This is a genomic window from Kitasatospora sp. NPDC057692 (assembly GCF_042799475.1).
Taxonomy (GTDB): domain Bacteria; phylum Actinomycetota; class Actinomycetes; order Streptomycetales; family Streptomycetaceae; genus Kitasatospora.
Genome location: NZ_JBHVIV010000013.1, coordinates 65,807 through 90,440, shown reverse-complemented (window position 1 = coordinate 90,440; position 24,634 = coordinate 65,807). Strand labels below are relative to the sequence as shown.

Sequence of the window (24,634 nt, the reverse complement as noted above, 5' to 3'; positions counted from 1 at the left end):
CCCGGCTCGCCCAGCGGACGTACGCTGGAATCGTAGACCGACCGCACGGATCCGGCCGGGCCGACCGGCGGAACCGGGCGGACCGGCCGCCACGGCAGCACCGGGAGGTGACCGCGGATGCCCGCCACCACCCCGCGACGGTGGCGCAGCGGCTCCGAACCCGCCACCGCCCGCAGCGACCTCAAGCTGCGCTACCTGCTCTCGCTGACCTTCACCCCGCTGTTCGCGCTGGCCACCGCGGCCTTCGCGTACTGGGCCGCGAACGCCCCCGCGTTCGGAGCGCCGAGCCGGGGCACCCTCACCGGCTTCGCCGTGGCCTGCGGGATCCTCACCCTGTTCGCCGTCGTCGACCTCGTCATCGTCGTCCGGCGCCGCCGGACCGAGCTCTGACGCGGTGTCTCCCGAGGGGTGGGAAGCCGGCCCCGGCCTCCCACCCCGGCGAACGTCCCGGCGCACGTCCCGGCGCACGTCCTGACAGGCGTCCCGGCGCACGCCGCGACCGGCACTCCGGCGCGCACCCGGCCGGTCCGCGCCCTCAGCGGTTGCTGACCGCCTGCTTGACCAGCGTCCGCCCGAAGTCCCACATCAGCCCGCTCCCCCGGTGCGCGTCGTCCATCACCTCGGTGAAGGCCGCCACGAACCGGTCCACGTCCTGTTCGGTGATGATCAGCGGCGGGATCAGCTTGATCACCTCCAGGTGGTCCCCGGACACCTGGGTGAGGATCCGGTGCCGCTGGAGCAGCGGGACGACCACCATCTGCGCGAACAGCCCCTTGCGGGCCGCCTGGAGCGCCGTCCAGCCGGTCCGCAGCTTCAGCGACTTCGGCCGGCCGAACTCGATGCCGATCATCAGCCCGCGCCCGCGCACCTCGGCGAGCAGCTCGTACCGGTCGACCAGCGCGGTCAGCCGCTCGCGGAAGTGGTCGCCGACCTTGCGGGCGTTCTCCACCACCCGCTCGTCCCGCATGACCTCCAGGGTCGCCAGTCCGGCCGCCATCGCCTGCGCGTTGGAGCCGAAGCTGGCCGAGTGCACCAGCACCCGGTCCATCGAGGAGTACACCTTCTCGAAGATCCAGCCCTTGCCGAGGGTCGCCCCGACCGGCACGTAGCCGCCGGACAGCGCCTTGGCCGCGCAGACCAGGTCCGGCAGCACGCCGTCCTCGTGCTGGTAGGCGAAGAAGTCGCCGGTGCGCCCGATGCCGGTCTGCACCTCGTCGCAGATCAGCAGCGCCTTGTGGTCGTGCAGCAGCTCCTGCGCGGCCCGCAGCCAGCCGGGCGGGGCCGCCTGCACGCCCTTGCCCTGGATCGGCTCGACGATCAGCGCCGCGACGTCGCCGCGCTTCAGCTCCTTGGCCAGCGCCCCGAGGTCCCCGAGCGGGATCGCGGTGTCCGGCAGCAGCGGGTCGAAGCCCTTGCGGAACCCGCTCTCGCCGTTCACCGACAGCGAGCCGGTGGTCAGCCCGTGGAAGGCGTGGTCGGCGTAGAGGATCCGCCGGCGGCCGGTGGCGTACCGGGCGAACTTCAGCGCGGTCTCGACCGCCTCGGTGCCGCTGTTGCCGAAGAAGACCCGGTCCAGCCCGGGGGCGTGGGACAGCAGGCGCTCGGCGAGCAGGCCCGGCAGCGGCGAGCAGTCGAAGCGGACCAGGTCCGGCAGGTCGAGGTCCATCACCTGCTGGACGGCGGAGCGGACCACCGGGTGGTGGCGGCCCAGCGCGAAGATGCCGAAGCCGGCCAGCATGTCGAGGTACTCGTTGCCCTCGGCGTCGTAGAAGTACTGCCCCCGGGCCCGCTCGTAGTGCTTGTCGAAGCCGATGGTGTGCAGCATCCGGGCCAGCTGCGGGTTCAGGTAGCGGCTCTGCAGCTCGTACCGCTCGCCGCCGCGCTCGGCGAGCAGGGCGGCCAGGTCGAAGCGCGGCCCGCCCTTCCCCGCGCCGTTCACGCGGTCCAGGGGCTCGGGGCGGCCGGGACCGTCGAGGCGGTCGAGGCGGTCGGTGCTGTCGGGGTCAGCCGGCATGGTGCTGGTTCGCTCCTCGGTTCGGAAGTCCCCGGTCCGGTAGTCCTCGGGCCGGAAGCAGGTGCTTGGCGAAGGCGGCGGTCTGGGCGGCGACCCCGGTGCCGGTCAGCCCGGTCTCCTCCAGGATCTCGCCGCGCGCGGCGTGCCCGAGGAACTCCTGCGGCAGGCCCAGCACCCGCACCGGGACGTCCACGTCCGCGTCGCGCAGCGCCTGGGCGATCGCCGTGCCGACCCCGCCGGTGCGGCCGTTGTCCTCGACGGTGACCACCAGCCGGTGCCCGGCCGCGAGGGCCGGCAGCGCCGGGTCGACCGGTTTCACCCAGCGCGGGTCGACGACGGTCGCGGTGAACCCCTCCGCGAGCAGCAGCCGGGCCGCGTCCAGCGCGGCGCCGGCCATGGTGCCGACGGCGACCAGCAGGATCTCCGGCAGCTCCCCGGTGCGCAGCAGGACGTCCACGCCGCCGATCCGCTCGACGGCGGGGACGGCCGGGCCGACGGTGCCCTTGGGGAAGCGGACCACGGTCGGGGCGTCGTCGACCTCGACGGCCTCGCGCAGCTGGGCGCGGAGCTGGTCGGCGTCGCGCGGGGCGGCGAGCCGCAGACCGGGGACGACCTGGAGGATCGACAGGTCCCACATGCCGTTGTGCGAGGCGCCGTCGTTGCCGGTGACGCCGGAGCGGTCCAGCACGAAGGTGACGCCCAGCTTGTGCAGGGCGACGTCCATCAGGACCTGGTCGAAGGCCCGGTTGAGGAAGGTCGCGTACACCGCCACGACCGGGTGCAGGCCGCCGGTGGCCAGGCCGGCCGCGCTGGTGACGGCGTGCTGCTCGGCGATGCCGACGTCGAAGGTCCGCTCGGGGTGGGCCTTGGCGAACTTGGCCAGTCCGACCGGCTGGAGCATCGCCGCGGTGATCGCCACCACGTCCGGCCGCTCGGCGCCGACGGCCAGCAGCTCGTCGCCGAACACCGAGGTCCAGGAGACGCCGGCGCTGGGCGCGATCGGCAGGCAGGTGTAGGGGTCGATCGGGTTGACGGCGTGGAAGCGGTCGGCCTCGTCCTGCTCGGCGGGCCGGTAGCCGCGGCCCTTGACGGTGAGGCAGTGCACGATGACGGGGCCGCCGAAGCCGCGCGCCTTGGTGAGCGCGGACTCCAGGGCGGTGAGGTCGTGGCCGTCGATCGGGCCGAGGTACTTCAGGCCGAGGTCCTCGAACATGCCCTGCGGGGCGAAGGCGTCCTTGAAGCCCTTCTTGGCGCCGTGCAGCGCGTCGAAGATCGGCTGGCCGACCACCGGGGTGCGCTGCAGCGCCTCCTTGCCCCAGGACAGGAAGCGCTCGTAGCCCTGGGTGGTGCGCAGCGCGGCGAGGTGGTTGGCGAGTCCGCCGATGGTGCGGGCGTAGGAGCGCTCGTTGTCGTTGACGACGATGACCAGCGGCCGGTCCCTGGCGTCGGCGATGTTGTTGAGCGCCTCCCAGGCGAGGCCGCCGGTGAGCGCGCCGTCGCCGATGACGGCCACCACGGGGTCGTTCTTCCCGAGCAGCTGGTTGGCCTTGGCCAGGCCGTCGGCGTAGGAGAGCGCGGTGGAGGCGTGCGAGTTCTCGACGAGGTCGTGTTCGGACTCGGCGCGCGAGGGGTAGCCGGACAGGCCGCCCCTGGCCCGCAGCCGGGAGAAGTCCTGGCGGCCGGTGAGCAGCTTGTGGACGTAGCTCTGGTGGCCGGTGTCCCAGACGATCCGGTCGCGCGGGGAGTCGAAGACCCGGTGCAGGGCGATGGTCAGTTCGACGACGCCGAGGTTGGGCCCCAGGTGGCCGCCGGTGCGGGTGACGGCGTCGATCAGGAAGTCGCGGATCTCGTCGGCGAGCCGGGGCAGCTCGGCGGCCGGGAGGGCTCTGAGGTCCGCCGGGGACGTGACGCTGGAGAGCAGTGACATGGCTTTCACCTCACGACTCGGAGCGGTGCGGTGGTGCCCCGCCGTGGCCGCGCCGCGCGGGGTGGTCCGGCCCGGGTCGGCGGCCCGGGCCGGACGGGGGCGGGCGGCGCGGTGCGCCGGCCGCCGGGAGTCCGCTCAGCGGCTCCGGTTGGAGCCGACGGTCTCGGTGATCGCCCGCAGGGACTCCTTGAGGGAGCCCATGGTGGCGAGGACGGCGGTCGGCTCGTAGCCGCAGTGCGCCATGCAGTTGGCGCAGCGGGCGTCCTTGCCGCGTCCGTACTTGTCCCAGTCGGTCTTCTCGATCAGCTCGCGGTAGGTCGGCACGTAGCCGTCGGCCATCAGGTAGCAGGGCCGCTGCCAGCCGAACAGCGAGTAGTTGGGGATGCCCCAGGCGGTGCACTCGAAGTCGACCCGGCCCTCCAGGAAGTCCAGGAAGAGCGGGCTGTGGTTGAGCCGCCAGCGCCGCCGCCGACCGCCGGCGAAGGTCTTGCGGAACAGCTCGCAGGTCTGTTCGACGCCGAGGAAGTGCTCCTGGTCGGGCGCCTTCTCGTAGGCGAACGCCGGGGAGATCATCATCTCGTCGACCTTGAGGTCGTCGTTGAGGAAGTCGAGCACGTCGATGATGGTCTGCGGGGTGTCGGTGTTGAAGAAGGTGGAGTTGGTGGTCACCCGGAAGCCGCGCCGCTTGGCCTCCTTGATCGCCTCCACCGCCTCGTCGAAGGTGCCCTCCTTGGCCACCGAGGCGTCGTGCCGCTCGCGCAGCCCGTCGATGTGCACGGTGAACGTGAAGTACGGCGAGGGCTTGAACTTGTCCAGCTTCTTGCGCAGCAGCAGCGCGTTGGTGCAGAGGAACACGTACTTGCGGCGCTCCACCAACTGCCGGACGATCTCGTCGATCTGCGGGTGCATCAGCGGCTCGCCGCCGGCGATCGAGACCATCGGCGCGCCCGACTCCAGCACCGCGCCGACCGCCTGGGCGACCGGCATCCGCTGCTTCAGCACACCCGCCGGGTGCTGGATCTTGCCGCACCCCTCGCAGGCCAGGTTGCAGGCGAAGAGCGGTTCCAGTTCGACGATCAGCGGGAATTTCTCGCGTCGCTTGAGCTTCTGCTGCATGAGGTAGGTGCCGACCCGCACGGTCTGGCGCAGCGGCATGGCCATGGCTAGCTCGCCTCCTGGGGGAGCGTCGAGGATGTGGGGTGGTTCAGGGCGGCGGGCGCGGCCCGGCCGCGGGGCGGCCGGTCGTTGCGCAGGTGCCAGTCGACCAGGGCGGGGACCGTGGAGCGCAGCGTCCGCCAGGCGCGGACGCCGGCCGGCAGGGTGCCCGGGCGCAGCAGTTCGCGCTCGGGCGTGTCGACCACGACCCGCAGGACGGCCGCGGGCAGGCCGGGGCGCAGCTCGCGCAGGGCCGCCATCACGGCGGCGGCCTCCATGTCGACGGCGAGCGCGCCCTGCAGGTGCAGGGCGCGCCGCTCCAGGCCGCGCACCACGTGGTCGGCGGTGTGGTGCACGCCGGTGTGCGCGGTCAGGCCGCGCACGGTGAGCGCCCGGGTGAGCGCCGGGCCGGAGTCGACCGCGAAGTGGTTGCCCTCGGCATCGCGCACGCCGTCGGCAACGATCACGTCACCGGGCGTTATTCCCGGCGCGACGGCGGCCCCGAAGCCGGCCACCACGACGGCGCCGTAGCCGCCGGGGGCCGCGGTGAGCAGCCTCCTGACGGTCAGCGAGGCCCGCCGCCGGCCGACCCCGGTCCGCACCACGACGGGCGGGCCGCCCGCCGCGCCACGCCAGTCCCCGCCGCGCAGGGCCCACACCTCGGGGCCGAGCGCGCAGAGGACCAGCAGCGGGGAAGCGGTCACCGGGACGCCCCGATCGCCGCCGGTCCGCCGGCCGGGCGGCCGGTGGCGGGGTTGCCGTGCAGGTAGCGGCCGAGCGCGGTGACCGGGAACACCAGCCGGTACAGGTGGTAGTTGATGGAGAAGTCCCACGGGAAGCCGGTGCCGGTGAACTGCGGTTCGTCCCAGGTGCCTTCCGGCAGCTGGGTGCTCACCAGCCAGTCCACGCCGCGCTCCACCGCCGGGTTGGCCCGGCCGTCCGGCCCCTCGCCGGCCGCGAGCAGCGCCATCAGCGCCCACGCGGTCTGCGAGGCCGTGGAGTCGCCGCGCCCGGCCCAGCGCGCCGGGTCGTCGTAGGAGCGCATGTCCTCGCCCCAGCCGCCGTCGGCGTTCTGCCGGTCCTCCAGCCAGCGCACCGACCGGCGGATCGCCGGGTGCTCGGCCGGGACGCCGGCCGCGACCAGGGCGGGCAGCACCGAGCCGGTGCCGTAGATGTAGTTGGTGCCCCAGCGGCCGAACCAGGAGCCGTCCGCCTCCTGGTTGCGCAGCAGCCACTCGACGCCGCGCCGGGTGCGCGGGTCGTGCGCCCGGCCGACCTCGGCGAGCATCTCCACGACGTGCGCGGTGACGTCCGCCGACGGCGGGTCGACGACCTCGCCGAAGTCGCAGAACGGCAGCTTGTTCGGCAGCGTGCTGGTGTTGTCGACGTCGAAGGCGCCCCAGGCGCCGTTCTTGGACTGCATGCCGAGGTTCCAGCGCACCGCCCGGTCGACCGAGCCAGCCACCTTGGCGGGCTCGGGGTGGGCGACCCGGCGCAGGGCGAGCACCACCTCGGCGGTGTCGTCGATGTCCGGGTAGGTGTCGTTCTCGAACTCGAACGCCCAGCCGCCGGGGGCGAGCGAGGGCCGCTGGACCGACCAGTCGCCGCGCTTGGTGATCTCCTCGCCGAGCATCCAGTCGACGGCGGAGACCAGCGCCGGGTGGTCGGCCGGCAGGCCGGCGTCGACCAGCGCGATGGTCGCCAGGCAGGTGTCCCAGACCGGGGACTGGCAGGCCTCCAGCCAGCGCCGGCCGTCGGGGGTGTGCACGGTGAAGCGGTCGAAGGAGGCGAGCCCGGCCCGCATCACCGGATGGTCGAGCTCGTAGCCCTCCAGGTGCAGGGCGATCAGCGAGTAGACGGCGGGCGGCTGGATCCCGCCCCAGCATCCGTCGGCCTCCTGGCGCTCGACGATCCAGCGGCAGGCCTGGGAGAGCGCGAGCCGGCGCAGCGGGCGCAGCGCGCGCCGGTGGTAGGCGTGCAGGACCTTGTCGAGGCGTTCGAACAGGCCGTCCCAGCTGGTCGCGGGGGCGAGCGGCCGGGCGGGGTAGGGGTCGTCCGGGTCGGTGTGCAGCTCGGTGAGCGCGAAGGGGGCCGGACGCACCGGGCGGTGCGCGGAGACGATGGTCAGCGGGACGATGGTCTGCCGGGCCCAGCAGCCGAAGGCGTAGATGTTCAGCGGGAGCCACTTCGGCAGGAACATGATCTCCGGCGGCATCTCGGGCAGCCGCTCCCACGGCCACCAGCCGAAGAGGGCGAGCCAGATCCGGGTGAACACCCGGGCGGCGGCGATGCCGCCGGCGGAGCGGATCCAGCGCGCGGCGGCCGCCATGTGCGGGGCGTTCGGGTCGTCGCCGGCGAGCTTCAGGGCGACGTACGCCTCGACGGTGGTGGAGAGCTCGGCCGGCCCGCCGTGGAAGGTGGACCAGGTGCCGTCCTCGCGCTGCTGCGAGCGGATCCACTCGGCGGTGGCCTTGGTCTGCTCCTCGTCGAGGATCCCGAGGAACTGGCGGAGCAGTAAGTCCTCGGCGTCCATGGTGACGTTGGTCTCCAGATCGCCCTTCCACCACCCCTCGGAGCTCTGCAGGGAGAGCAGATGGGTGGTGGCACGGGCCAACGCCTCCTCGGCGGAGGCGGCCCCGTCCTGCTGCTGATCGGTCCGGCCGGCCGGGGCGTCCGGGGCGGATCCTTCGGGCTGCCACCGCCCGGCGCTCAGGAGCGCCGGGGGGAGGCCGCCCACCGCGACCGGCTCGGAATCGTACTCAGGGTCGAGCCGGCCGTCCGCGGTTGCTGTCAACGTAACGTCACCTCTCTCGTACCACCACGAATTCGGCGAGTGCGACGAAGTGCTCGCGCACCACATCGGGCATGGGCACCTCGTCCAGAGCGGCGAGGGCAGTCGTGTGCTGGCGGCGGGCCTCCTCCTGGGTCCAGGCTCGCCCGCCGGCCTTCTCGATCAGCAGGGCGCGGGCGGCCAGCTCGGTCTCGCTCTCCTCGCCGCGCCCCTTGGGGTCGGCGAGCTGTTCGGCCAGTTCGCGGGAGGCCTCGCCGCCCTCGGCGAGGGCGGCGGCGACCGGCAGGGACTTCTTGCGCTGGCGCAGGTCGCCCCAGTGCGGCTTGCCGGTGACCTCGGTGGCCCCCCAGATGCCGAGCAGGTCGTCGACCGCCTGGAAGGCCAGCCCCAGGTGCTCGCCGAACCGCTGGAGGGAGTCCGCGGCCCGGTCGTCGGCGCCGGCCAGGACGGCGCCCAGCGCCGAGGCCGCGGAGAGCAGGGCGGCGGTCTTGCCGCCCTCCATCTCCAGGCACTCGGCGACGGTGACGGTGTCCCGCTGCTCGAAGGCGACGTCCATCGCCTGGCCGTCGATCAGCCGGCGGCTGGCGGTGTTGAGCAGCCGGACGGCGCGCGCGGCGTCGGCGGCGCTCGCGCCGCCCGTGGTCGCGGCGTCGAGCAGCACCTCCGTACCGAGCGTCGCCAGGGCGTCACCGACCAGGATCGCCTGGGCCGGACCGAAGACCGTCCAGGCGGTGGCCCGGTGGCGCCGGGTCTCGTCACCGTCCATCAGATCATCATGGAGCAGGGAGAAGTTGTGCACCAGTTCAACAGCGACCCCACCGGGCACCCCGGCCTCCGCCGGGGCGCCGGCGGCCTGGGCCGAGAGCAGCGCCAGGGCCGGGCGGACGGCCTTGCCGCCGTCCCCCGCGACCGGTGTGCCGTCCTGGTCGATCCAGCCGAAGTGGTACGCCGCGACGGTGTCCATCGGTGCCGCCAGACGGGCGACGGCGGCCCTCAGCGGCGGGGTGCAGAGCGCGCGGGTGCGGTTGAGCAGCTCCGGCACCGAGACCGGTTCGGCATGGGCCGTGCCTCCGACGGCCGTGCCGATGCGTGACTCCACGTACGTTCCCTCTCCCTGGTGGTGCCTGGCCGCGTGGGACGGCCGGACGCTGGCGGTGGTGGTGCGGCCGGTGGGGCCACGGCCGGCACGGGCGGCAGCGCCGCCGGGACCGAACGGGTGAACGCCCGCTCTCGCGGGCTCGCCTCGGTCCCCGGCACGCGGGGAGCCGGTCACCGCGGCCACCTCCCGTCGCCGCGGTCCGAGGGCCGACGCCGGCCGGCGTCGGCGAGGGCGGCGTCGACGGCGGCGTGGCCGCTGCGCACGGCTCCCTCCATCGTCGCGGGCCAGCCGGTGGCCGTCCACGCGCCGGCCAGCAGCAGGCCCGGGACGGCGGTGCGCGGACCTGGCCGCAGCGCCGCCGTGCCCGGGGCCGGGTCGAAGGTGGCGGTGCGCTCCCTGGTGACGAAGAAGTCCAGCACCTCGGCCCCGCCGGCGGCGGGCAGCAGCCGGGCCAGCTCCGGCAGGTAGCGCCGGCGCAGCTCGGCGACCGGCAGGTCGATCTCGTCCTGCACGGCGGACTGCGACAGCGCCAGGTACTGGGCACCGGGGTGCGCGGCGCCGAGCGCGGTGCCGGCCAGGCCGGAGTGCCGGGTGCGGTCGAAGACCCACTGGACGGGCGAGCCGAGGGCGGCGAAGAACGGCCTGCGCAGCACCTGGCGGTCGTAGATCACGTGGACGTTGAGGATCGGCGCCGTTCCGAAGGCGGCGAGCCGGTCCTGCCCCGTGATCGCGTCCGGCGGCAGCAGGGCCGCCGCGGTGTCCTGGGCGCCGGCCAGCACCACGGTGTCGGCGGCGAGCGGCTCGTCGACGCCCTCCAGCCGGACGGCGTGCTGCGGGACGGCCGGCTTGAGCTCGGCCACCCGGGCGCGCAGCAGCACCTTCACGCCGGCGCGTTCCAGTTCGGCGAGCGCCCGGTCGTGGTGGATCACGCCGAGCGGGACGGTGGCCGTCCCGATGTCGGAGGCCCCGGGGTCGGAGAGCAGCCCGGTCTTGAACACCATGGCGGCGAGCGCCAGCGACACCTGGTCGGCCCGGGCGTTCAGGGTGGCCACGCCGACCAGGTCCCACAGCGCGGCGAGGGTGCGCTCGTTCTGGCCCTGTCCGCGCAGCCAGTCGCCGAAGGAGACCTCGTCCAGCGCCGGGTCGGCCAGGTCGAGGCGGCGCAGCGCCAGCGCGCCGCGGACCACCCGGGCCCGGTCGGCCGGGCCCAGGTGCGGGTAGCGGGCCAGGCTGCCGGCCAGGTGCAGCGGCACCGGCAGCGCGGCGCGCTCCAGCCGGCCCAGGGTGCGCACCGGGGCGTCGGCGGGCCCGGAGACGCCCAGCACGGGCACCTCCAGGCGGTCCTGGACGTGCACCAGCCGGTTGGCGCCGAGCCGCTCCAGCAGGCCCCGGTAGGCGGTGCAGCAGCGCAGGTAGACGTGCTGGCCGTTGTCGACGGTCAGCTCCCCGCGCTGGAACGAGAAGGCCAGGCCGCCCAGCCGGGGGCGGCCCTCGGCGAGGGTGACCCGGTGGCCGGCCTCGGCCAGCCGCAGTGCGGCGGTGATGCCCGCGAGGCCGCCGCCGACCACGACGGCGGCCGGGCGCGCGGCGTCGGCTCGCCCGGTCATCGGCTCTCCCCCTCGCGTCCCGCGCCCGGTCCGGTCCTGGCCGGAGCGCCCGTGGTCAATGCGGTCGGACCCGGGACCACGACGGTCGGATCCGGCACAGCCGTCAACAGGGCTCTACCCAAAAGTGATTCCCCGCTGACACAGCGTGACAGAACTGTGGCAAGAATCAAGAACGCCCCCCGGCGAGCCCGGAAAGCGCCACGTACGCCTTCTCCCAGCCCGGCAGCGACACCCGGCCGCGCAGCACCGACTCCGGGTCGGCGGCGATCCGGCCGAGCAGCCGGTGGTAGATCCCGGCCATCGCGGCGGTGCAGGCCCGGCTGCGGCGGTCCAGCATCGGCAGCAGCCGCAGGCCCTCCTCGAAGGCCGCCTGGGCGCGGGCCGCCTCGAAGGCGATCAGGCCGGTGAAGTCGGCACCGACCGGCGGCCGGGACTGCGCGAAGCCCTCCTGGCAGCCGAACCGGACGAGGTCCTCGGTCGGCAGGTAGGTCCGGCCGTTCAGGGCGTCCTCGCGCAGGTCGCGCAGGATGTTGGTGAGCTGGAGCGCCAGGCCCAGGGTGTCCGCGTACCGGGCGCCGCGCTCGGGGTCCTCGCAGCCGTACACGCCGAGCGACAGCCGCCCGATCGCCCCGGCCACGCACCGGCAGTAGACCTTGAGCTCCTCGAACGTCTGGTACTCGGCGCCCTTGAGGTCCATCTCGACCCCGTCGATCAGCTCGTCGAAGCCGCCGAGCGGGATCGGGAACCGCCGGGCCGCGTCCGCCAGCGCGACCTTGATCGGGTCGGTGTCGTCCTCCGCGACGGAGCCGGCCCGGATCTCGTCGAGCAGCTCGCGGGTGCGCAGCAGGGCCTCGGCCTTGCGGTCGTCCGGGAGGTCGCCGTCGCCGATGTCGTCCACCCGGCGCGCGAGCGCGTACAGGGCCGACATGGCCAGCCGCTTCGGCTCCGGCAGCAGCCTGATGCCGTAGCTGAAGTTGCGGGCCTGCAGCCCGGTCACTGCCTCGCAGTACCGGTACGCCGCCATGACAGGCGCGGACGCCAGTGGTGATGCCGCCACTCGGGCGTTCACCTTCCCTTCGCGAAGATGGCCGCCGCCTTCGCTGCGAGGCGGCGCTTGTCCGGCTTCGCCTGCTGGGCGAGCACGTCGTACCCGGCGTCCTCGACGGCCGCCAGGGCCGCGTAGCCGCCCGCGGTGAATCCCGCCAGGAGCAGTCGAAGCCTCCCCCGAACCGTACCTACCAATGGCGCACCGCGGTCGAGCAGGGTGCGGGCACGGTCCGCCTCGAAGGCGATCAGCCGGCGCACCGCGGGCCCGGCGGCCGGTGCGGCGAGGTCCTCCTCGGTGACGCCGAACCGGTCGAGGTCCTCGGCGGGCAGGTAGATCCGGCCGCGGGCGAGGTCCTCGGCGACGTCCTGGAGGTGCTCGACGATCTGCAGGGCGGTGCAGACGGCGTCGGACATCGCGATCCGCTCGGGGGTGGCGACGCCGGCGATGGCGAGCACCAGGCGGCCGACCGGGTCGGCGGAGAGCGTGCAGTAGCCGCGGAGGTCGTCGTAGGTGGCGTAGCGGTCGGTGGTCTGGTCGACCCGGTTGGCCTGGATCAGCCGGCGGAAGGGCTCCGGGGTGAGGCCGTGCCGGTCGACCAGCGGGACCAGCGGGCGCATCAGCGGGTGGCGGGGGCCCCCGTCGGCCGCGGCCGCCCCGTCGGTCGCGGCCGCGGCGAGGGCGGTCTCGAAGACCCGGTCGAGGTCGCGCTCCAGGCCGTCCAGCAGGGCGAGCCGGAAGGCGGTCTCGGCCGGTCCGGGCCGGTGCGGGGCGGCGGTGCCGGACCCGGCGCCGGGGGCGGGCTCCTGGGGCGTCGGGGCGGGCACGCCGAGCAGTGCGGCGGTGCCGGCCGGGTCGGCGAGGTCGCCGTCACCGGCGTCGTCGACCAGCCGGGCGAAGCCGTAGACCGTCATGAGGTCGTCGCGCCACGCGGCGGGCAGGAAGAACGGGGCGACCGGGAAGTTCTCCGCGCTCGCCTTGGCGAGGGTCGCCGCTCCCGCGGCACCACCCTCCGCGGGCGGGGTTTCACTGTTGGGCTGGGCCGAAGCCGACACTGCTGTCACTCCCCCGTTCTACACCGCTCCGGTGACCGGCCCGAGTCGGACACGCGTCCGATCACGGGAGTCCCCTCCGGCACACCGCCCCCGCGCCTACAGCCTGACACCAACGGCCGCGCCGGAGAAGAGCGCCTCACCCGGCGCACGGGGCGCTCACCCGGCCGGCGGCGGGCCACCCGGGGCACGACGGGGCGGGCCGGGGGCGCACGAACGACGCCGGGGGCCGGTCCCGGAGCGGTTCCGGGACCGGCCCCCGGCGCGGTCCTGCGTCGTTCCTGCGCGGTGCTACGGGCGCTCGCCGCGCTCGTAGCGGCGGACGACCTCCTCGGTCGGCCCGTCCATGATGAGCTCGCCGGCCTCGATCCAGATGGTCCGCTCGCAGGTCTCGCGGATCGACGCGTTGTCGTGGCTGACCAGGAAGACCGTACCGGCCTCCTCGCGCAGCTCCGCGATCCGCTTCTTGCTGCGGGCCTGGAAGGCCTGGTCGCCGGTGGCCAGCGCCTCGTCGATGAGCAGCACGTCGTGGGCCTTGGCCGCGGCGATCGCGAAGCGCAGCCGGGCGCCCATGCCGGAGGAGTAGGTGCGCATCGGCAGGGAGATGAAGTCGCCCTTCTCGTTGATGCCCGAGAAGTCGACGATGTCCTGGTAGCGGCGCTTCACGTCGGCCGGCGACATGCCCATGGCGAGGCAGCCGAGGACGACGTTGCGCTCGCCGGTCAGCTCGTTCATCAGCGCGGCGTTGACGCCGAGCAGCGAGGGCTGGCCGTTGGTGTAGATGCCGCCCTGCTCGGTCGGCAGCAGGCCGGCGATGGCCGCCAGCATGGTGGACTTGCCGGAGCCGTTGGAGCCGATCAGGCCGATCGCCTCGCCCTTGTAGGCAGTGAAGCTGACGCCCTTGACCGCGTGCACCTCGCGGATGCCGGAGCCGCGCTTGCGGCTGATGATCCGGCTGAGCGCCGAGGTGGCGCTGCCCTTGCCGGAGCCCGCGCCGTGCACCCGGTAGACGATGTGCACGTCGTCGACGACGACGGTGGGCTCGCGGGCCACGTCGGCGTCGAACACCTTGCGACGCGGAGCGGCGTCCTTCAGGTCCTTGCGCAGGTCGTTCCCCCGCACCTCGGTGTCAGCCACGGCCGTACTCCTCCTCAGCCTTCCAGAAGAAGACGTATCCGATGACCAGCATGCCCACACCCCACGCGATCCCGTACTTCCACTGGTGCGGCGGGAACTCCAGGAACTGCTGCTGGTGCTTGTTGTAGATGATCGGAGCCAGCGCGTGGCGGACCAGGTCGATGTAGACCGAGGCCGGGTTGAGCTCCATCACCTTCTGCCAGAACTCCGGCCATTCCTTGATCTTGTCGGAGATGCTGTACATGACGCCGGACAGGAACAGCCAGGCGCGCATCGCGAACGGGATCAGCTGGGAGATGTCGCTGGTCTTGGCGCCGATCCGGGAGAAGATCAGGGCGACACCGGTGTTGAACATCGACTGCAGCACCAGCGCCGGGACGACCAGGATCCAGGTCCGGCCGGGCTCGATGCCGTTCAGCAGCACCACGGCGAACAGCACGACCATCGAGATCAGCAGCTGCTGGAGCTGGATCACGGTGAACGCGACCGGCAGCGAGGCGCGCGGGAAGTGCAGCGCCCGGATCAGCCCGAGGTTGTCCGAGATCGCCCGGGTGCCGGACTGCACGGCGTTCTGGGTGAACTGGAAGATGAAGACGCCGATGCAGAGCCAGGCGACGTAGTACGGGTTGTCGTCCTTGTTGCTCAGGATCTCGCCGAAGACCAGGTAGAACACCGCGCAGTTCAGCAGCGGCGTCACGACCTGCCAGACCTGGCCGAGCTTGGCGTCGGTGTACTGGGCCACCAGGCGCGCGGTGGCGAAGGCCCAGATGAAGTGACGGCGGGCCCAGAGCTGCCTGGTGTAGGCGATCAGGCCGGGCCTTCTGCCGCTCACCGTCAGGCCGTACTTGTCCGCAAGCTGCTTGGGGGTCAGGCCCGCGTCCGCCCCCCTCGGGGCTGAGAGGCTGACGGGTTCACTCACTGTCGACACATTCGTCCTTCGCGCGGGATCGTCGGGGTGGCCGGTCGGCGGGGGTCCGCCGGCCTGGCACCGATGGGGATCCACTCGGATATCGGGGGGAGTGGGGCCGGTGTGTGGCCACCGGCCTGGTGGCGGCCGTCCTACCGTACGGCCGCCGGACCGATCAGATGACCGGCGGCCGGCCCAGCCGGGTCAGCCGCCACACGGTACGCCATCGCATGGGCCGCCGCGCACCGCAGGGTTCGCGCCAGCCCGCCTTGAACCCGCCCAGCCAGGCCTTGAACGCCTCCGGGGAGGGGCGGCGGGCCAGCGTGAGCAGGAACCAGGTTCCCAGGTATAGAGGCATCAACAGGGCCGGAAGGTTCCGCCTGGCGAGCCAAACCCTGTTCCGGGCCACGTTGTGGAAGTACGAGGCGTGCCGGGCGGGCGAGGTGGTGGGGTGGTGGAGCACCACGTCGGCCCGGTAGTCGATGGCCCAGCCGGCGTCCAGCGCGCGCCAGGCGAGGTCGGTCTCCTCGTGCGCGTAGAAGAACTCGGCGGGCAGCTGTCCGGCGTTCTCGAAGACGGCGCACCGCACCGCGCTCGCGCCGCCGAGGAAGGTGGTCACCCGGGAGGAGCGCAGCGGGTCGCTGGCGCGCAGCCGGGGCACGTGCCGGCGCTGGGTGACGCCGGTGTCCGGGTCGGCGATCCGGAAGCTCACGATGCCGAGCTCCGGGTCCGCCGTGAAGGCCTCGCGCAGCAGGCGGGCCGAGTCGGTGCCGGGCAGCCGGCCGTCGTCGTCCAGGAACAGCACCGCGTCGACGTCCCGGCCGTCGCGGCCGAACAGCTCGATGCCGACGTTGCGCCCGCCCGGGATGCCGAGGTTCTCGGGCAGCTCGACGGCGCGCACCCCCGGCGGGAGCGGGGGCAGCGGGGCGCCGTTGGCGACCACGGCCAGCTCGACGGCCGGTCCCTGCTGGGCGCGGACCGACTCGATCAGCGCGGTCAGCTCGTCCGGGCGGTTGCCCATGGTGATGATCACCGCGCCGAGCCGGAAGGCGTCGGCCGCGGTGGGGGTGCTCTGCACGGTGCTCTCCGTCGTCTCGCTCGCGGTCCCCGGCCCCGCCGGGACGGTCCCCGTCACGCCGGCCCCTGCCACGCCGCTCACCGGAGCCTGCTCGACAGAACGATGCTCAGCAGGTGCAGGACGGTCTGCAGCATGGCGATCGCGGCCAGCACGACCACCGCGATCCGGGTGAGGAAGAGACCCCCGTGAACCAGGTCGGCGACGCCCGCGGCCAGGATGAGCAGCGAGGCCTCGACCGCGCCGACCAGCCGGTGGAACTTGAGGAACGAGGCGGCCCGGCGGGCCTTGGCGACGCCGGCCGAGCGCGGCACCGAGGCGCTGTCCTCGACCGCCGTCATGCCGCTGCGGGCGCGGGCGACGTCGACCAGGTCGGTCTCCGACTTGATCAGGATCGCGCCGAGCGCGGCCAGGGTGCCGAGGAACGCCCACTCCCAGTGCGCGGCGGAGCCCTCGCGGTGGAGCAGGTCGGTGGCGCGCAGGCCGAGGCCGGTCAGCAGCGCCGCCTCGGACATGTAGTGGCCGACCCGGTCCAGGTAGACGCCGGTCAGCGAGGTCTGCCGGCGCCAGCGGGCCACCTCGCCGTCCACGCAGTCCAGCAGCAGGTACACCTGGATCAGCAGGGCGGCCAGCACGGCGCCCGCGATCCCCGGGACGACGAGCGCGGCACCGGCCAGCACGCCGGTGAGCATCATCAGGTAGGTCAGGCCGTTGGGCGTGATCGCCGTCACCGTCGACAGCACCCGGGTGATCCGCAGCGAGATCCTGCGCATGTAGAGCCGGCCGGCCCAGTGCTCGGCGCTGCGGCGCTGGAGCATGCCCTCCGGGTGGATCACCGCGCGCAGCTCCTCGATCGAGGGCCGGCGGGTCAGGTCCACCGGCGGCGGCGCGGCCCCCGCGGCGGAGCGGTCAGCTGTTGACGGCTTGGACATAGTCGGCGTACGCGTCCCTGATGGCTGAAGGGGAGAGGTCGAGGTGCTCAAGGATGGTGAAGCGGCCCGGCCGGGTGTTCGGAGCGTAGTGCACCGCCTCGGTGAACTCCGCCTCGGTGAAGCCGATCTGGGCGGCGGTCACCGGCAGCCCGTGGTGCGCCAGGCGCTCCACGATCAGACCGGTCAGCTCGCGCTCGCCCCGCAGGAAGCTGGCGAAGGCGGCACCGAGGCCGACCTGCTCGCCGTGCTGGGCGGACCGCTTGGGATACAGCACGTCCAGGGCATGCGAGATCTCGTGGCAGGCGCCCGACGAGGGCCGGGTGCTGCCCGCGATGTTCATCGCGATGCCGGACAGTACCAGTGCCTCCGCGAGGGCCGTGAGGAAGCCCCGGTCCTGGAGGTTGCCCGGGTGCCGCAGCAGGTTCTCCCCGGCCGAGCGGGCCATCGCCACGGCCAGTCCGTCCACCGGTTCGCCGGTCTCGGCGTGCGACAGCTCCCAGTCGGCGCAGGCCGAGATGTTGGAGACGATGTCGCCGATGCCGGCCGCCACGAAGCGCGGCGGGGCGCCCAGGATCACGTCCAGGTCGATCACGATGCCGATCGGGCTGGGCACCCCGTAGGAGCCGCGCCCGCCGAGGTTGTCGAGGGTGGAGACCGGCGAGCAGATGCCGTCGTGGGCCAGATTGGTCGGGACGGAGACCAGCGGCAGGCCGATCCGCGCGGCGGCGTACTTGGCCGCGTCGATGATCTTGCCGCCGCCCAGGGCGACGACGGTGTCGTAGTGGCCGCCGTGCACGCCGCCGCGGATGTCGTCCGCCAGCCGCACCGCGCTGTCGAGGCTGCCGTCCTCGACGCTGTACCAGTCGGCGCCGGGCAGCGCCGGCTCCAGCCGGGTGCGCAGCACCGAGCCCGAGCCGTTGCTGATCGCCACCGCGATCCGGCCCGAGGCGGACAGCCGCTGGTCGGCGAGGATGCCGCCGAGCGCGTCCAGCGCGCCCGGGCGGATCTCCACGAAGACCGGCGAGGGCACCAGCCGGGTCAGTACTGGCACGCGATCTCCCGCGCCTTCGCCAGGTCGTCGTGGTTGTCGACCTCGACCCAGGAGACCTCGCCGATCGGCTGGACGTCGATCCGCAGGCCGCGGTCGACCATCTCCTGGTAGCCGTCCTCGTAGTACAGCTGCGGGTCGCGCTCGTAGGTGGCGCGCAGCGCGTCGGCGAGGTCGGCGGCGGCGGACGGGTTGATCACGGTGACGCCGATGTACTCGCCGGTGGCCTCGGCCGGGTCCATCAGCTTGGTGATGCGGCGCATGCCGGCGGTCGGGTGCACGACCACCTTCATCTCCTCGTCGGCGAGCCGCTTCACGGTGTCGAGGGCGAGCAGGATGCCGGGCTCGCGGCCCTCGGCGGCCAGCCTGGCGTTGGCGTCCAGCATGGTGTGCTGGACGGAGGCCGGGTGGACGGTGTCGCCGTTGGCGAGCAGCAGGCCCTCGGTGAAGAGGTCGCGGGCGCACCAGAGCGAGTAGGCGTTGTTCCACTCCTCGGCCTTGTCGTTCTCGACCAGGGTGAGCCTGACGCCGTACTTCCGCTCCAGGGCGTCCTTGCGCTCCTCCACCGCCTCCTTGCGGTAGCCGACCACGATCGCGGCCTCGCGCAGGCCGACCTCGGCGAAGTTGCCGAGGGTGAGGTCCAGCACGGTCCGCTCCCCGTCGACCGGCACCAGCGCCTTGGGCAGGGTGTCGGTGTACGGGCGCAGTCGGCGGCCTGCGCCGGCTGCCAGAACGAGGCCGATCATGCGGGTCTCCTGATCCGTCGTGCGGTGCGCGGCCGCGCGCGGCTACCGGGAGTCTCCGGGTGACCGGCGATGGCGCGCCGGGGCCGCGAGATGCGGCCGCGGTGTCCTATGTGATGGTAGGCGACCACGACGACCAGCCCGAACGCGGTCCGAGCGTCGAACACGGATCGAACACATTCCGAACATGATTGCTAGTTCGGCGCTCTTCCCCGGCCTCCGGACGCCCCCGTCCCGCCCGGTTGTGCGTGGGACCTCTGCGCGGCGCCACCCGTACGGCAGACTGGGGCGCGACGCCACCGGTGCGAGCCGTGGTTGCTCCCCGTGCTCCCGAAGTGCTCCCGAAGCTGCCGAAAGAGGCCTCATGCCCCAGAGCCTGCCGACCGACCACCCGACCCCCCTCGACCCGGAGGGCGGCCCCGGCGCGGGCTCCGGCGCCGGTTCCGCGGCCCCGCTCGGCGCCGGGCTGGACACCGGCGTGGACACCGGTCTGGACGTCGAGACGGACGTGGACGCCGGCGCGCGGCCCTCCGGCGCTCCGGGGGAGATCCTGCTGGAGCTGGTCGACGACGAGGGCGTGACGATCGGCACCGCGGAGAAGCTCTGGGCCCACCAGCAGCCCGGCCGGCTGCACCGGGCGTTCTCGGTGTTCCTCTTCGACCGCCAGGGCCGGATGCTGCTCCAGCGCCGGGCGCTCGGCAAGTACCACTCCCCCGGCGTCTGGTCGAACACCTGCTGCGGCCACCCCTACCCCGACGAGCCGCCCTTCGTGGCCGCCGCCCGGCGGACCGCGGAGGAGCTGGGCGTCGCCCCGGCGCTGCTCTGCGAGGCGGGCACGGTCCGCTACGACCTGCCGGACGAGGCGTCCGGGCTGATCGAGCGGGAGTGGAACCACCTGTTCGTGGGCCTGGTCACCGCGCCGGTGCGGCCGGCCCCGGAGGAGGTGGACGACTACGCCTTCGTGACCGCCGAGGAGCTGCGCGCGCTGGAGGCGGAGCGGCCGTTCTCGGTGTGGTTCCGGACCGTCTTCGAGGCCGCCCTGCCGGGGATCCGCGAGATCGCCGGGAACTCCTGGTAGGCCCTCCGCCCGCCGGACCCCGTTCGGTCAGCCCCGGCCCCCCTGGGGGAGCGGCAGCGAGGCCCAGATGACCTTGCCGCCCTCCCCCGCCTTCTCCACGTCGCACACCCCGCCGGCCTGCAGCGTGACGCTCTTCACCAGCAGCAGCCCGCGCCCGCCGGTCCGCCCGGTGTCGGCCGCCAGCGCCTTCGGCCGGTACGGGTCGCCGTCCTCGACGGAGACCCGTACCCAGCCGCCCCGCACGGCCAGCTCGGTGGTCACCTCCGGCGACAGCTCGGCGGCGTGCGTCACCGCGTTGCCGACCAGCTCGGAGACGATCAGCAGCAGGTCGTCCACCAGCTCCTGGTAGCGGATCTCCGCCAGCCCCTGGGCCAGCAGCCGGTCGCGCACCGCGTGCCGGGTGCGCGGCACCGAGGCCTGCTCGGCCGGCACGGTGAACCGCCACACCCCCTCGACGGGGCCGCCCCGCGCCGCCGCCTCGTCCTCGCTGATCCGCTCCACGTCCAGCCGTCCTTCGTCCGCGACCCCGGGAATCAGGCGTTCCGCTCATGGCGCCCTCGGTGCACAGAGGCTAGGAGAGCCGCCCCCGCGACCGGGGCACCGTCGACAAGTTGCCCGTGTCGGACCACCCCCGCCCGTTCCTGACCGTTCACCGTCCGCAACTCGACCGTTTACCGCCGTCGAACCACCGCTTCGCGCACACCTGCGACCCATCCCCCCGAACCCCACCATCCCCACCGGGGAAACGCAGGTGAGAAGCACGCCGAAACCCTGGTAATGTTCTCTCTGTCGCCGAGGGGGCGAACGAAAAACCCCCGAAGCACACACCCCGTCCGGGTGGCGGAATGGCAGACGCGCTAGCTTGAGGTGCTAGTGCCCTTTATCGGGCGTGGGGGTTCAAGTCCCCCCTCGGACACCACGGATTCCCCGTGGGAACTCGAAAGAGTTTCCGCGGGGAATTTTTTCATTTCCGCACCCTTTCCTCGGCCCCATCGGCCCCATCGGCCCTCCCGGCAGCCGCTCGCGGCCCCTGCGTCACGCCTGTGCGACATACCGCCAATGGCGTGATGGTTCGAGCACGAGATGACAACGATCAGGTGTTTTCGCTCGCATTTGAGGCTGATCAGAGGTTTCGCCCGATTTCGCCGTTTAGGCTGTCTCCGTTTGTCCGGAAAACCAAATGACACGACGAGACAGAGGACCGATACGGTGAGTGAACCCGAGTCGACGACGGCATCACACCAGCACTACCGCCGCTCGCTCGGCACCATCAGCCTCACCGCGGTCGGGCTGGGGTCGATCATCGGGTCCGGCTGGCTCTTCGGGGCCGAGCGGGCGGCGCGGCTGGCCGGGCCGGCCTCGATCGTCGCCTGGGTGATCGGGGCCGCGGTGGCCCTGACCATCGCGCTCACCTACAGCGAGCTGGGGTCGATGTTCCCCAAGGCCGGCGGCATGGTCCGGTACGGGCAGTACTCGCACGGCTCGCTGGCCGGGTACCTGGCCGCCTGGGCCAACTGGATCGCCATCGTGTCGGTCATCCCCGGTGAGGCGACCGCCTCGGTGCAGTACATGAGCTCCTGGGACTTCGGCTGGGCCAAGGGCCTGTACGACGGGCAGGAGCTGTCGGTCAGCGGGGTGGCGCTGGCCAGCGTGCTGCTGTTGGTCTACTTCGCGTTGAACTGGTTCGCGATCACCCTGTTCGCCAAGACCAACACGGCGATCACCGTGTTCAAGATCGTGGTGCCCTCGCTCACCGCCGGGGCGCTGCTGCTCTCGCACTTCGACACCAAGCACTTCACCGACCACGGCGGCTTCGCGCCGAACGGCTGGAGCGCGGTGTTCACGGCGGTGGCCGTCTCCGGCATCGTCTGGGCGTTCAACGGCTTCCAGTCCCCGCTCAACCTGGCCGGCGAGGCCCGCGACCCCGGCAAGTCGCTGCCCAAGGCGGTGATCGGCTCGATCCTGATCGCCCTGGTGATCTACGTCGCGCTGCAGATCGCCTTCCTCGGCGCCGTCCCGACCGCCGACCTGGCCAACGGCTGGGGCGGCCTCGGCTACACCTCGCCGCTCGCCGACCTGGCCATCGCCTGGGGCCTGAACTGGCTCGCGCTGCTGCTGTACGCGGACGCCTTCGTCTCCCCCAGCGGCACCGGCATGATCTACGCCGCCACCACCTCCCGGATGATCCACGGCGTCCAGGAGAACGGCCACCTGCCCTCCGTCTTCGGCAGGGTCGACCGCAGGACCGGCATCCCGCGTCCGGCGCTGGTGCTCAACCTGGTCGTCGCCTTCGGCTTCCTCGCGGTCTTCCGCGGCTGGGGCTCGCTCGCCGAGATCGTCTCGGTGGCCACCGTGATCTCCTACATCACCGGCCCGGTCGCCGTGATGGCGCTGCGCCGCCTGGCCCCCGAGCTGCCGCGCCCGGTCCGGCTGCGCGCGATGCCGGTGATCGCCCCGGTCGCCATGGTCTTCGGCTCGCTGGTGCTGTACTGGGCCCGCTGGCCGCTCACCGGCAAGGTCATCCTGCTGATGGCCGCCGGCCTGCCGATCTGGGCCTGGTACGAGCTGCGCAAGCCGTTCACCGAGCTGAAGCCGCACCTCAAGGCGGGTGCCTGGATGATCGCCTACCTCTTCGTGATGGCCGCCGTCTCCTGGGCCGGCTCCGCCGACTTCGGCGGCCGGGGCTACCTGCCGGAGGGCTGGGACCTCCTCGTCGTCGCCGCGATCGGCCTGGCCTTCTACGCCTGGGGCGTCCGCAGCGCCTGGGCCAACCCCAGCCTGGCCGCCGTCAAGCGCGAGCTGCTGGAAGCCGACGCCGCCACCGACCCGGCCCCCCGCGCCCCGGAGAGCGGAGCACCCTCCCGGGTCTGAGGCCCGCCGCACCTCGTGAAAGCGCCGACCGGGCGATGTCCGGTCGGCGCTTTCACATGTGCGGACGGGGGGGGGAGGCGTACGTTTTTCGTTGGTCAGGGGGCAATAGTTTCATCATCTTCCATTCAGCCGGGGGCGGCTGCCAGCATCGGCGGACCGTCACCGCCTGAGGGAGATGCCGATGAACCGCCCCCGTCCTCTGCGTTGTCTGGCCGCGCTGGCGCTGGTGGCCCTGGCCGCCACCGCCTGCGGGCGTTCCGACCAGGGCTCCGCCGCCGCGCCGGGTGCGGCCGCCGGGGCCGGCGACACCGCCGGGAAGAGCTCGGCCGAGCTGCTGCCCGGCAAGTACAAGCAGGCCGGCGTGCTGAGAGTGGCGACCGCCGTCGGGTACCCGCCGATGGAGATGTACAAGCCCGGCACCACCGAGCTGACCGGTGTCGACCCGGACCTCGCCGCGGCGGTCGCGGCGAAGCTCGGGCTGAAGCTGGAGATGACCAACGCCTCGTTCGACGGGCTGATCCCGGGCCTCCAGGCCGGCCGGTTCGACCTGGTGATGTCCTCGATGACCGACAGCGAGCAGCGCCGCCAGGCCGTCGACTTCGTCGACTACTTCCGCACCGGCGGGGTCGTCATGACCACCAAGGACAACCCGCAGGGCATCAAGTCCCTGAAGGACCTCTGCGGCAAGCAGGTGGTGCTGGCCAAGGGCAGCTCCAACCTGGAGATCGGCGAGCGGCAGAACACCGAGTGCGCCGAGAAGATGACCATCTCGCAGAGCGAGGACGCGCCCACCGGACTGCTGCAGCTGGACAGCGGGCGGGCCGTCGCCACCATCGTGGACTACCCGGTGGCGCAGATGTTCGCCCAGAAGAACACCGCGTACCAGGTGCTGCCCGAGCAGTACGGGACGGCGCCGTGGGGCATCGCGGTGGCGAAGAAGGAGAGCGGGCTGCGCGACGCGGTGCAGCGGGCGCTCCAGGAGCTGATCGACTCGGGTGAGTACCGCACGGTGCTGGACCGGTACGAGGTCGCCGGCAGCGCCGTCACCAAGGCCACCGTCAACACGGTCGGGCAGTGAGTGCGGTGGCGGGCGACGGTATGAGAGCGGGCGACGGCGCGGGGGGCGGTGCCGGGGGCGCGGCCGGCGCGGGAGCGGGTGTCGTGACGAAGGCCGCGCCGGTGGCGCCCGCGGAGGAGGACCTGTCGCTGCGGGTCACCGGGCGGCCCCGGCCCGGGCGGTGGGTGGCCGTGCTGGTGGCGGCGTTCGCGGCCGTCTGGCTGGCGTACACGATCATCGTCAACCCCAATCTGCACTGGGACGTCATCGCGAAGTACCAGTTCGACGGGGTGGTCCTGGAGGGCCTGTGGGTCACCGTCCAGCTGACCCTCATCTCCCAGGTGGCCGGCATCGTGATCGGTGTGCTGGCGGCGGTGATGCAGCTGTCGGACAGCCCGGTGCTGCGGACCACGGCCGGCGCGTACACCTGGTTCTTCCGCGGGACGCCGCTGCTGGTGCAGCTGATCTTCTGGTTCAACCTCGCGCTGCTCTTCCCGGAGATCGGCATCGGGATCCCGTTCGACGGGCCGAAGCTGGTCACCTGGCAGACGAACGCCCTGATCACCGGGTTCGTCGCGGCGCTGCTGGGCCTGTCGATCAACGAGGGCGCCTACATGTCGGAGATCGTCCGGGCCGGCATCCAGAGCGTCGACCCCGGGCAGCGGGAGGCCGCGGCGGCGCTGGGCATGTCCAACCGGAAGATCCTCGTCCGGGTGGTCCTGCCGCAGGCGATGCGGGTGATCATCCCGCCGTTCGGGAACCAGTTCATCTCGATGCTGAAGACCACCTCGCTGGTCTCGGTGATCGCGGGCGCCGACCTGATGACGGTCTCGCAGCACCTGTACCTGGCGAACTTCGAGGTCATCGCGCTGCTGGTGGTGGCGTCGATCTGGTACCTGGTGCTGACCACCATCGCGAGCGTCGCGCAGCACGCCGTGGAGCGGAGGTTCAGTCCCGGGGCGCAGACGGCGCGCCCGGCGCTGGGGCAGCGGGTGCTGCGGAACCTGCGGCCCGGCACGCGGAGGGCGGACGTGAGGAAGACCGACGTGGGGAAGACGGACGTGACGAAGAAGGGGGCGGGGAAGTGACGGTGGCG

21 protein-coding genes and 1 tRNA gene are annotated in these 24,634 nt (G+C 72.9%); 6 read left to right on the top strand and 16 right to left on the bottom strand.

What is annotated here, in order from left to right; all coding sequences use genetic code 11:
* The first annotated feature begins 117 nt into the window (after positions 1-117).
* On the top strand, positions 118-390 hold the full coding sequence (locus ACFVFS_RS10970) for a DUF6343 family protein (RefSeq protein ID WP_380281329.1): 273 nt from the start codon (positions 118-120) through the stop codon (positions 388-390).
* Positions 391-535: 145 nt separating this feature from the next.
* Here ACFVFS_RS10970 and ACFVFS_RS10965 read toward each other — a convergent pair whose 3' ends face one another.
* From ACFVFS_RS10965 to ACFVFS_RS10895, 15 genes are all read right to left on the bottom strand, one after another.
* Complete coding sequence (locus tag ACFVFS_RS10965) at positions 536-2,014, bottom strand: aspartate aminotransferase family protein (RefSeq protein ID WP_380622511.1); 1,479 nt, start codon at positions 2,012-2,014, stop codon at positions 536-538.
* Positions 2,004-3,941, bottom strand: coding sequence for a 1-deoxy-D-xylulose-5-phosphate synthase (dxs, locus tag ACFVFS_RS10960; RefSeq protein WP_380622509.1), 1,938 nt, complete (start codon positions 3,939-3,941; stop codon positions 2,004-2,006). Before dxs ends, ACFVFS_RS10965 begins: the two co-directional genes overlap by 11 nt.
* A 135-nt stretch (positions 3,942-4,076) precedes the next feature.
* On the bottom strand, positions 4,077-5,102 hold the full coding sequence (hpnH, locus tag ACFVFS_RS10955; RefSeq protein WP_380622507.1) for an adenosyl-hopene transferase HpnH: 1,026 nt from the start codon (positions 5,100-5,102) through the stop codon (positions 4,077-4,079).
* A 2-nt stretch (positions 5,103-5,104) separates the two neighbouring features.
* Positions 5,105-5,800: a 1-hydroxy-2-methyl-2-butenyl 4-diphosphate reductase gene (locus tag ACFVFS_RS10950; RefSeq protein ID WP_380622505.1), complete on the bottom strand. Its 696-nt coding sequence runs from the start codon at positions 5,798-5,800 to the stop codon at positions 5,105-5,107.
* A complete protein-coding gene (shc, locus tag ACFVFS_RS10945; protein ID WP_380622503.1) occupies positions 5,797-7,890 on the bottom strand; it encodes a squalene--hopene cyclase in 2,094 nt (697 codons plus the stop codon). The genes ACFVFS_RS10950 and shc overlap by 4 nt, the downstream gene beginning before the upstream one ends.
* Positions 7,891-7,897: 7 nt before the next feature.
* Positions 7,898-8,986: a polyprenyl synthetase family protein gene (locus ACFVFS_RS10940; RefSeq protein WP_380622501.1), complete on the bottom strand. Its 1,089-nt coding sequence runs from the start codon at positions 8,984-8,986 to the stop codon at positions 7,898-7,900.
* Positions 8,987-9,156: 170 nt separating this feature from the next.
* Complete coding sequence (hpnE, locus tag ACFVFS_RS10935; RefSeq protein ID WP_380622499.1) at positions 9,157-10,593, bottom strand: hydroxysqualene dehydroxylase HpnE; 1,437 nt, start codon at positions 10,591-10,593, stop codon at positions 9,157-9,159.
* Between the two features lie 166 nt (positions 10,594-10,759).
* Positions 10,760-11,617, bottom strand: a complete 858-nt coding sequence (gene hpnD, locus ACFVFS_RS10930) for a presqualene diphosphate synthase HpnD (RefSeq protein ID WP_376085942.1) — start codon at positions 11,615-11,617, stop codon at positions 10,760-10,762.
* Positions 11,618-11,658: 41 nt separating this feature from the next.
* Positions 11,659-12,693 carry a squalene synthase HpnC gene (hpnC, locus tag ACFVFS_RS10925; protein WP_380622608.1) on the bottom strand — a complete coding sequence of 345 codons (1,035 nt, stop codon included), beginning with the start codon at positions 12,691-12,693 and terminating at the stop codon, positions 11,659-11,661.
* A 288-nt stretch (positions 12,694-12,981) separates the two neighbouring features.
* The gene (locus ACFVFS_RS10920; protein ID WP_380622606.1) at positions 12,982-13,758 is read right to left on the bottom strand and encodes an ABC transporter ATP-binding protein; all 777 of its coding nucleotides are present in this window, start codon (positions 13,756-13,758) and stop codon (positions 12,982-12,984) included.
* Positions 13,759-13,819: 61 nt separating this feature from the next.
* Positions 13,820-14,755: an ABC transporter permease gene (locus ACFVFS_RS10915; RefSeq protein ID WP_380622497.1), complete on the bottom strand. Its 936-nt coding sequence runs from the start codon at positions 14,753-14,755 to the stop codon at positions 13,820-13,822.
* Positions 14,756-14,909: 154 nt separating this feature from the next.
* On the bottom strand, positions 14,910-15,755 hold the full coding sequence (locus ACFVFS_RS10910) for a glycosyltransferase family 2 protein (protein ID WP_380622604.1): 846 nt from the start codon (positions 15,753-15,755) through the stop codon (positions 14,910-14,912).
* A gap of 134 nt (positions 15,756-15,889) precedes the next feature.
* Complete coding sequence (locus ACFVFS_RS10905) at positions 15,890-16,627, bottom strand: CDP-alcohol phosphatidyltransferase family protein (protein WP_380622602.1); 738 nt, start codon at positions 16,625-16,627, stop codon at positions 15,890-15,892.
* Between the two features lie 91 nt (positions 16,628-16,718).
* A complete protein-coding gene (locus ACFVFS_RS10900; RefSeq protein ID WP_380622495.1) occupies positions 16,719-17,792 on the bottom strand; it encodes an iron-containing alcohol dehydrogenase family protein in 1,074 nt (357 codons plus the stop codon).
* The gene (locus ACFVFS_RS10895; RefSeq protein ID WP_380622493.1) at positions 17,780-18,535 is read right to left on the bottom strand and encodes a sugar phosphate nucleotidyltransferase; all 756 of its coding nucleotides are present in this window, start codon (positions 18,533-18,535) and stop codon (positions 17,780-17,782) included. The genes ACFVFS_RS10900 and ACFVFS_RS10895 overlap by 13 nt, the downstream gene beginning before the upstream one ends.
* Before the next feature lie 361 nt (positions 18,536-18,896).
* Here ACFVFS_RS10895 and idi point away from each other — a divergent pair, with 361 nt between their 5' ends.
* Positions 18,897-19,610 (top strand): isopentenyl-diphosphate Delta-isomerase, encoded by a 714-nt coding sequence (gene idi / locus ACFVFS_RS10890; RefSeq protein WP_380622491.1) that lies wholly within the window; start codon positions 18,897-18,899, stop codon positions 19,608-19,610.
* Positions 19,611-19,637: 27 nt separating this feature from the next.
* On the opposite strand, the gene ACFVFS_RS10885 is transcribed toward idi, so the two are convergent.
* Positions 19,638-20,111 carry an ATP-binding protein gene (locus ACFVFS_RS10885; RefSeq protein WP_380622489.1) on the bottom strand — a complete coding sequence of 158 codons (474 nt, stop codon included), beginning with the start codon at positions 20,109-20,111 and terminating at the stop codon, positions 19,638-19,640.
* A 330-nt stretch (positions 20,112-20,441) separates the two neighbouring features.
* Here ACFVFS_RS10885 and ACFVFS_RS10880 point away from each other — a divergent pair.
* From ACFVFS_RS10880 to ACFVFS_RS10865, 4 genes are all read left to right on the top strand, one after another.
* Positions 20,442-20,529: transfer RNA gene (locus ACFVFS_RS10880), tRNA-Leu, on the top strand.
* A 290-nt stretch (positions 20,530-20,819) separates the two neighbouring features.
* Positions 20,820-22,481, top strand: a complete 1,662-nt coding sequence (locus ACFVFS_RS10875; protein WP_380622487.1) for an APC family permease — start codon at positions 20,820-20,822, stop codon at positions 22,479-22,481.
* Between the two features lie 181 nt (positions 22,482-22,662).
* Entirely contained in the window at positions 22,663-23,559 is an 897-nt protein-coding gene (locus ACFVFS_RS10870) for an ABC transporter substrate-binding protein (protein ID WP_380622485.1), read from the top strand.
* An 83-nt stretch (positions 23,560-23,642) separates the two neighbouring features.
* Positions 23,643-24,626, top strand: a complete 984-nt coding sequence (locus tag ACFVFS_RS10865; RefSeq protein WP_380622483.1) for an amino acid ABC transporter permease — start codon at positions 23,643-23,645, stop codon at positions 24,624-24,626.
* The last annotated feature ends 8 nt before the right edge of the window (positions 24,627-24,634 follow it).

Excerpts from the sequence above, each read along its gene's own strand:
- ACFVFS_RS10905 (WP_380622602.1), bottom strand. The coding sequence starts at position 16,627 with ATGCTCCAGCGCCGCAGCGCCGAGCACTGGGCCGGCCGGCTCTACATG.
- ACFVFS_RS10870 (WP_380622485.1), top strand. The coding sequence starts at position 22,663 with ATGAACCGCCCCCGTCCTCTGCGTTGTCTGGCCGCGCTGGCGCTGGTG.
- hpnH (WP_380622507.1), bottom strand. The coding sequence starts at position 5,102 with ATGGCCATGCCGCTGCGCCAGACCGTGCGGGTCGGCACCTACCTCATG.
- ACFVFS_RS10970 (WP_380281329.1), top strand. The coding sequence starts at position 118 with ATGCCCGCCACCACCCCGCGACGGTGGCGCAGCGGCTCCGAACCCGCC.
- dxs (WP_380622509.1), bottom strand. The coding sequence starts at position 3,941 with ATGTCACTGCTCTCCAGCGTCACGTCCCCGGCGGACCTCAGAGCCCTC.
- ACFVFS_RS10965 (WP_380622511.1), bottom strand. The coding sequence starts at position 2,014 with ATGCCGGCTGACCCCGACAGCACCGACCGCCTCGACCGCCTCGACGGT.
- hpnD (WP_376085942.1), bottom strand. The coding sequence starts at position 11,617 with ATGGCGGCGTACCGGTACTGCGAGGCAGTGACCGGGCTGCAGGCCCGC.
- hpnE (WP_380622499.1), bottom strand. The coding sequence starts at position 10,593 with ATGACCGGGCGAGCCGACGCCGCGCGCCCGGCCGCCGTCGTGGTCGGC.
- idi (WP_380622491.1), top strand. The coding sequence starts at position 18,897 with ATGCCCCAGAGCCTGCCGACCGACCACCCGACCCCCCTCGACCCGGAG.
- ACFVFS_RS10910 (WP_380622604.1), bottom strand. The coding sequence starts at position 15,755 with ATGGGCAACCGCCCGGACGAGCTGACCGCGCTGATCGAGTCGGTCCGC.
- ACFVFS_RS10895 (WP_380622493.1), bottom strand. The coding sequence starts at position 18,535 with ATGATCGGCCTCGTTCTGGCAGCCGGCGCAGGCCGCCGACTGCGCCCG.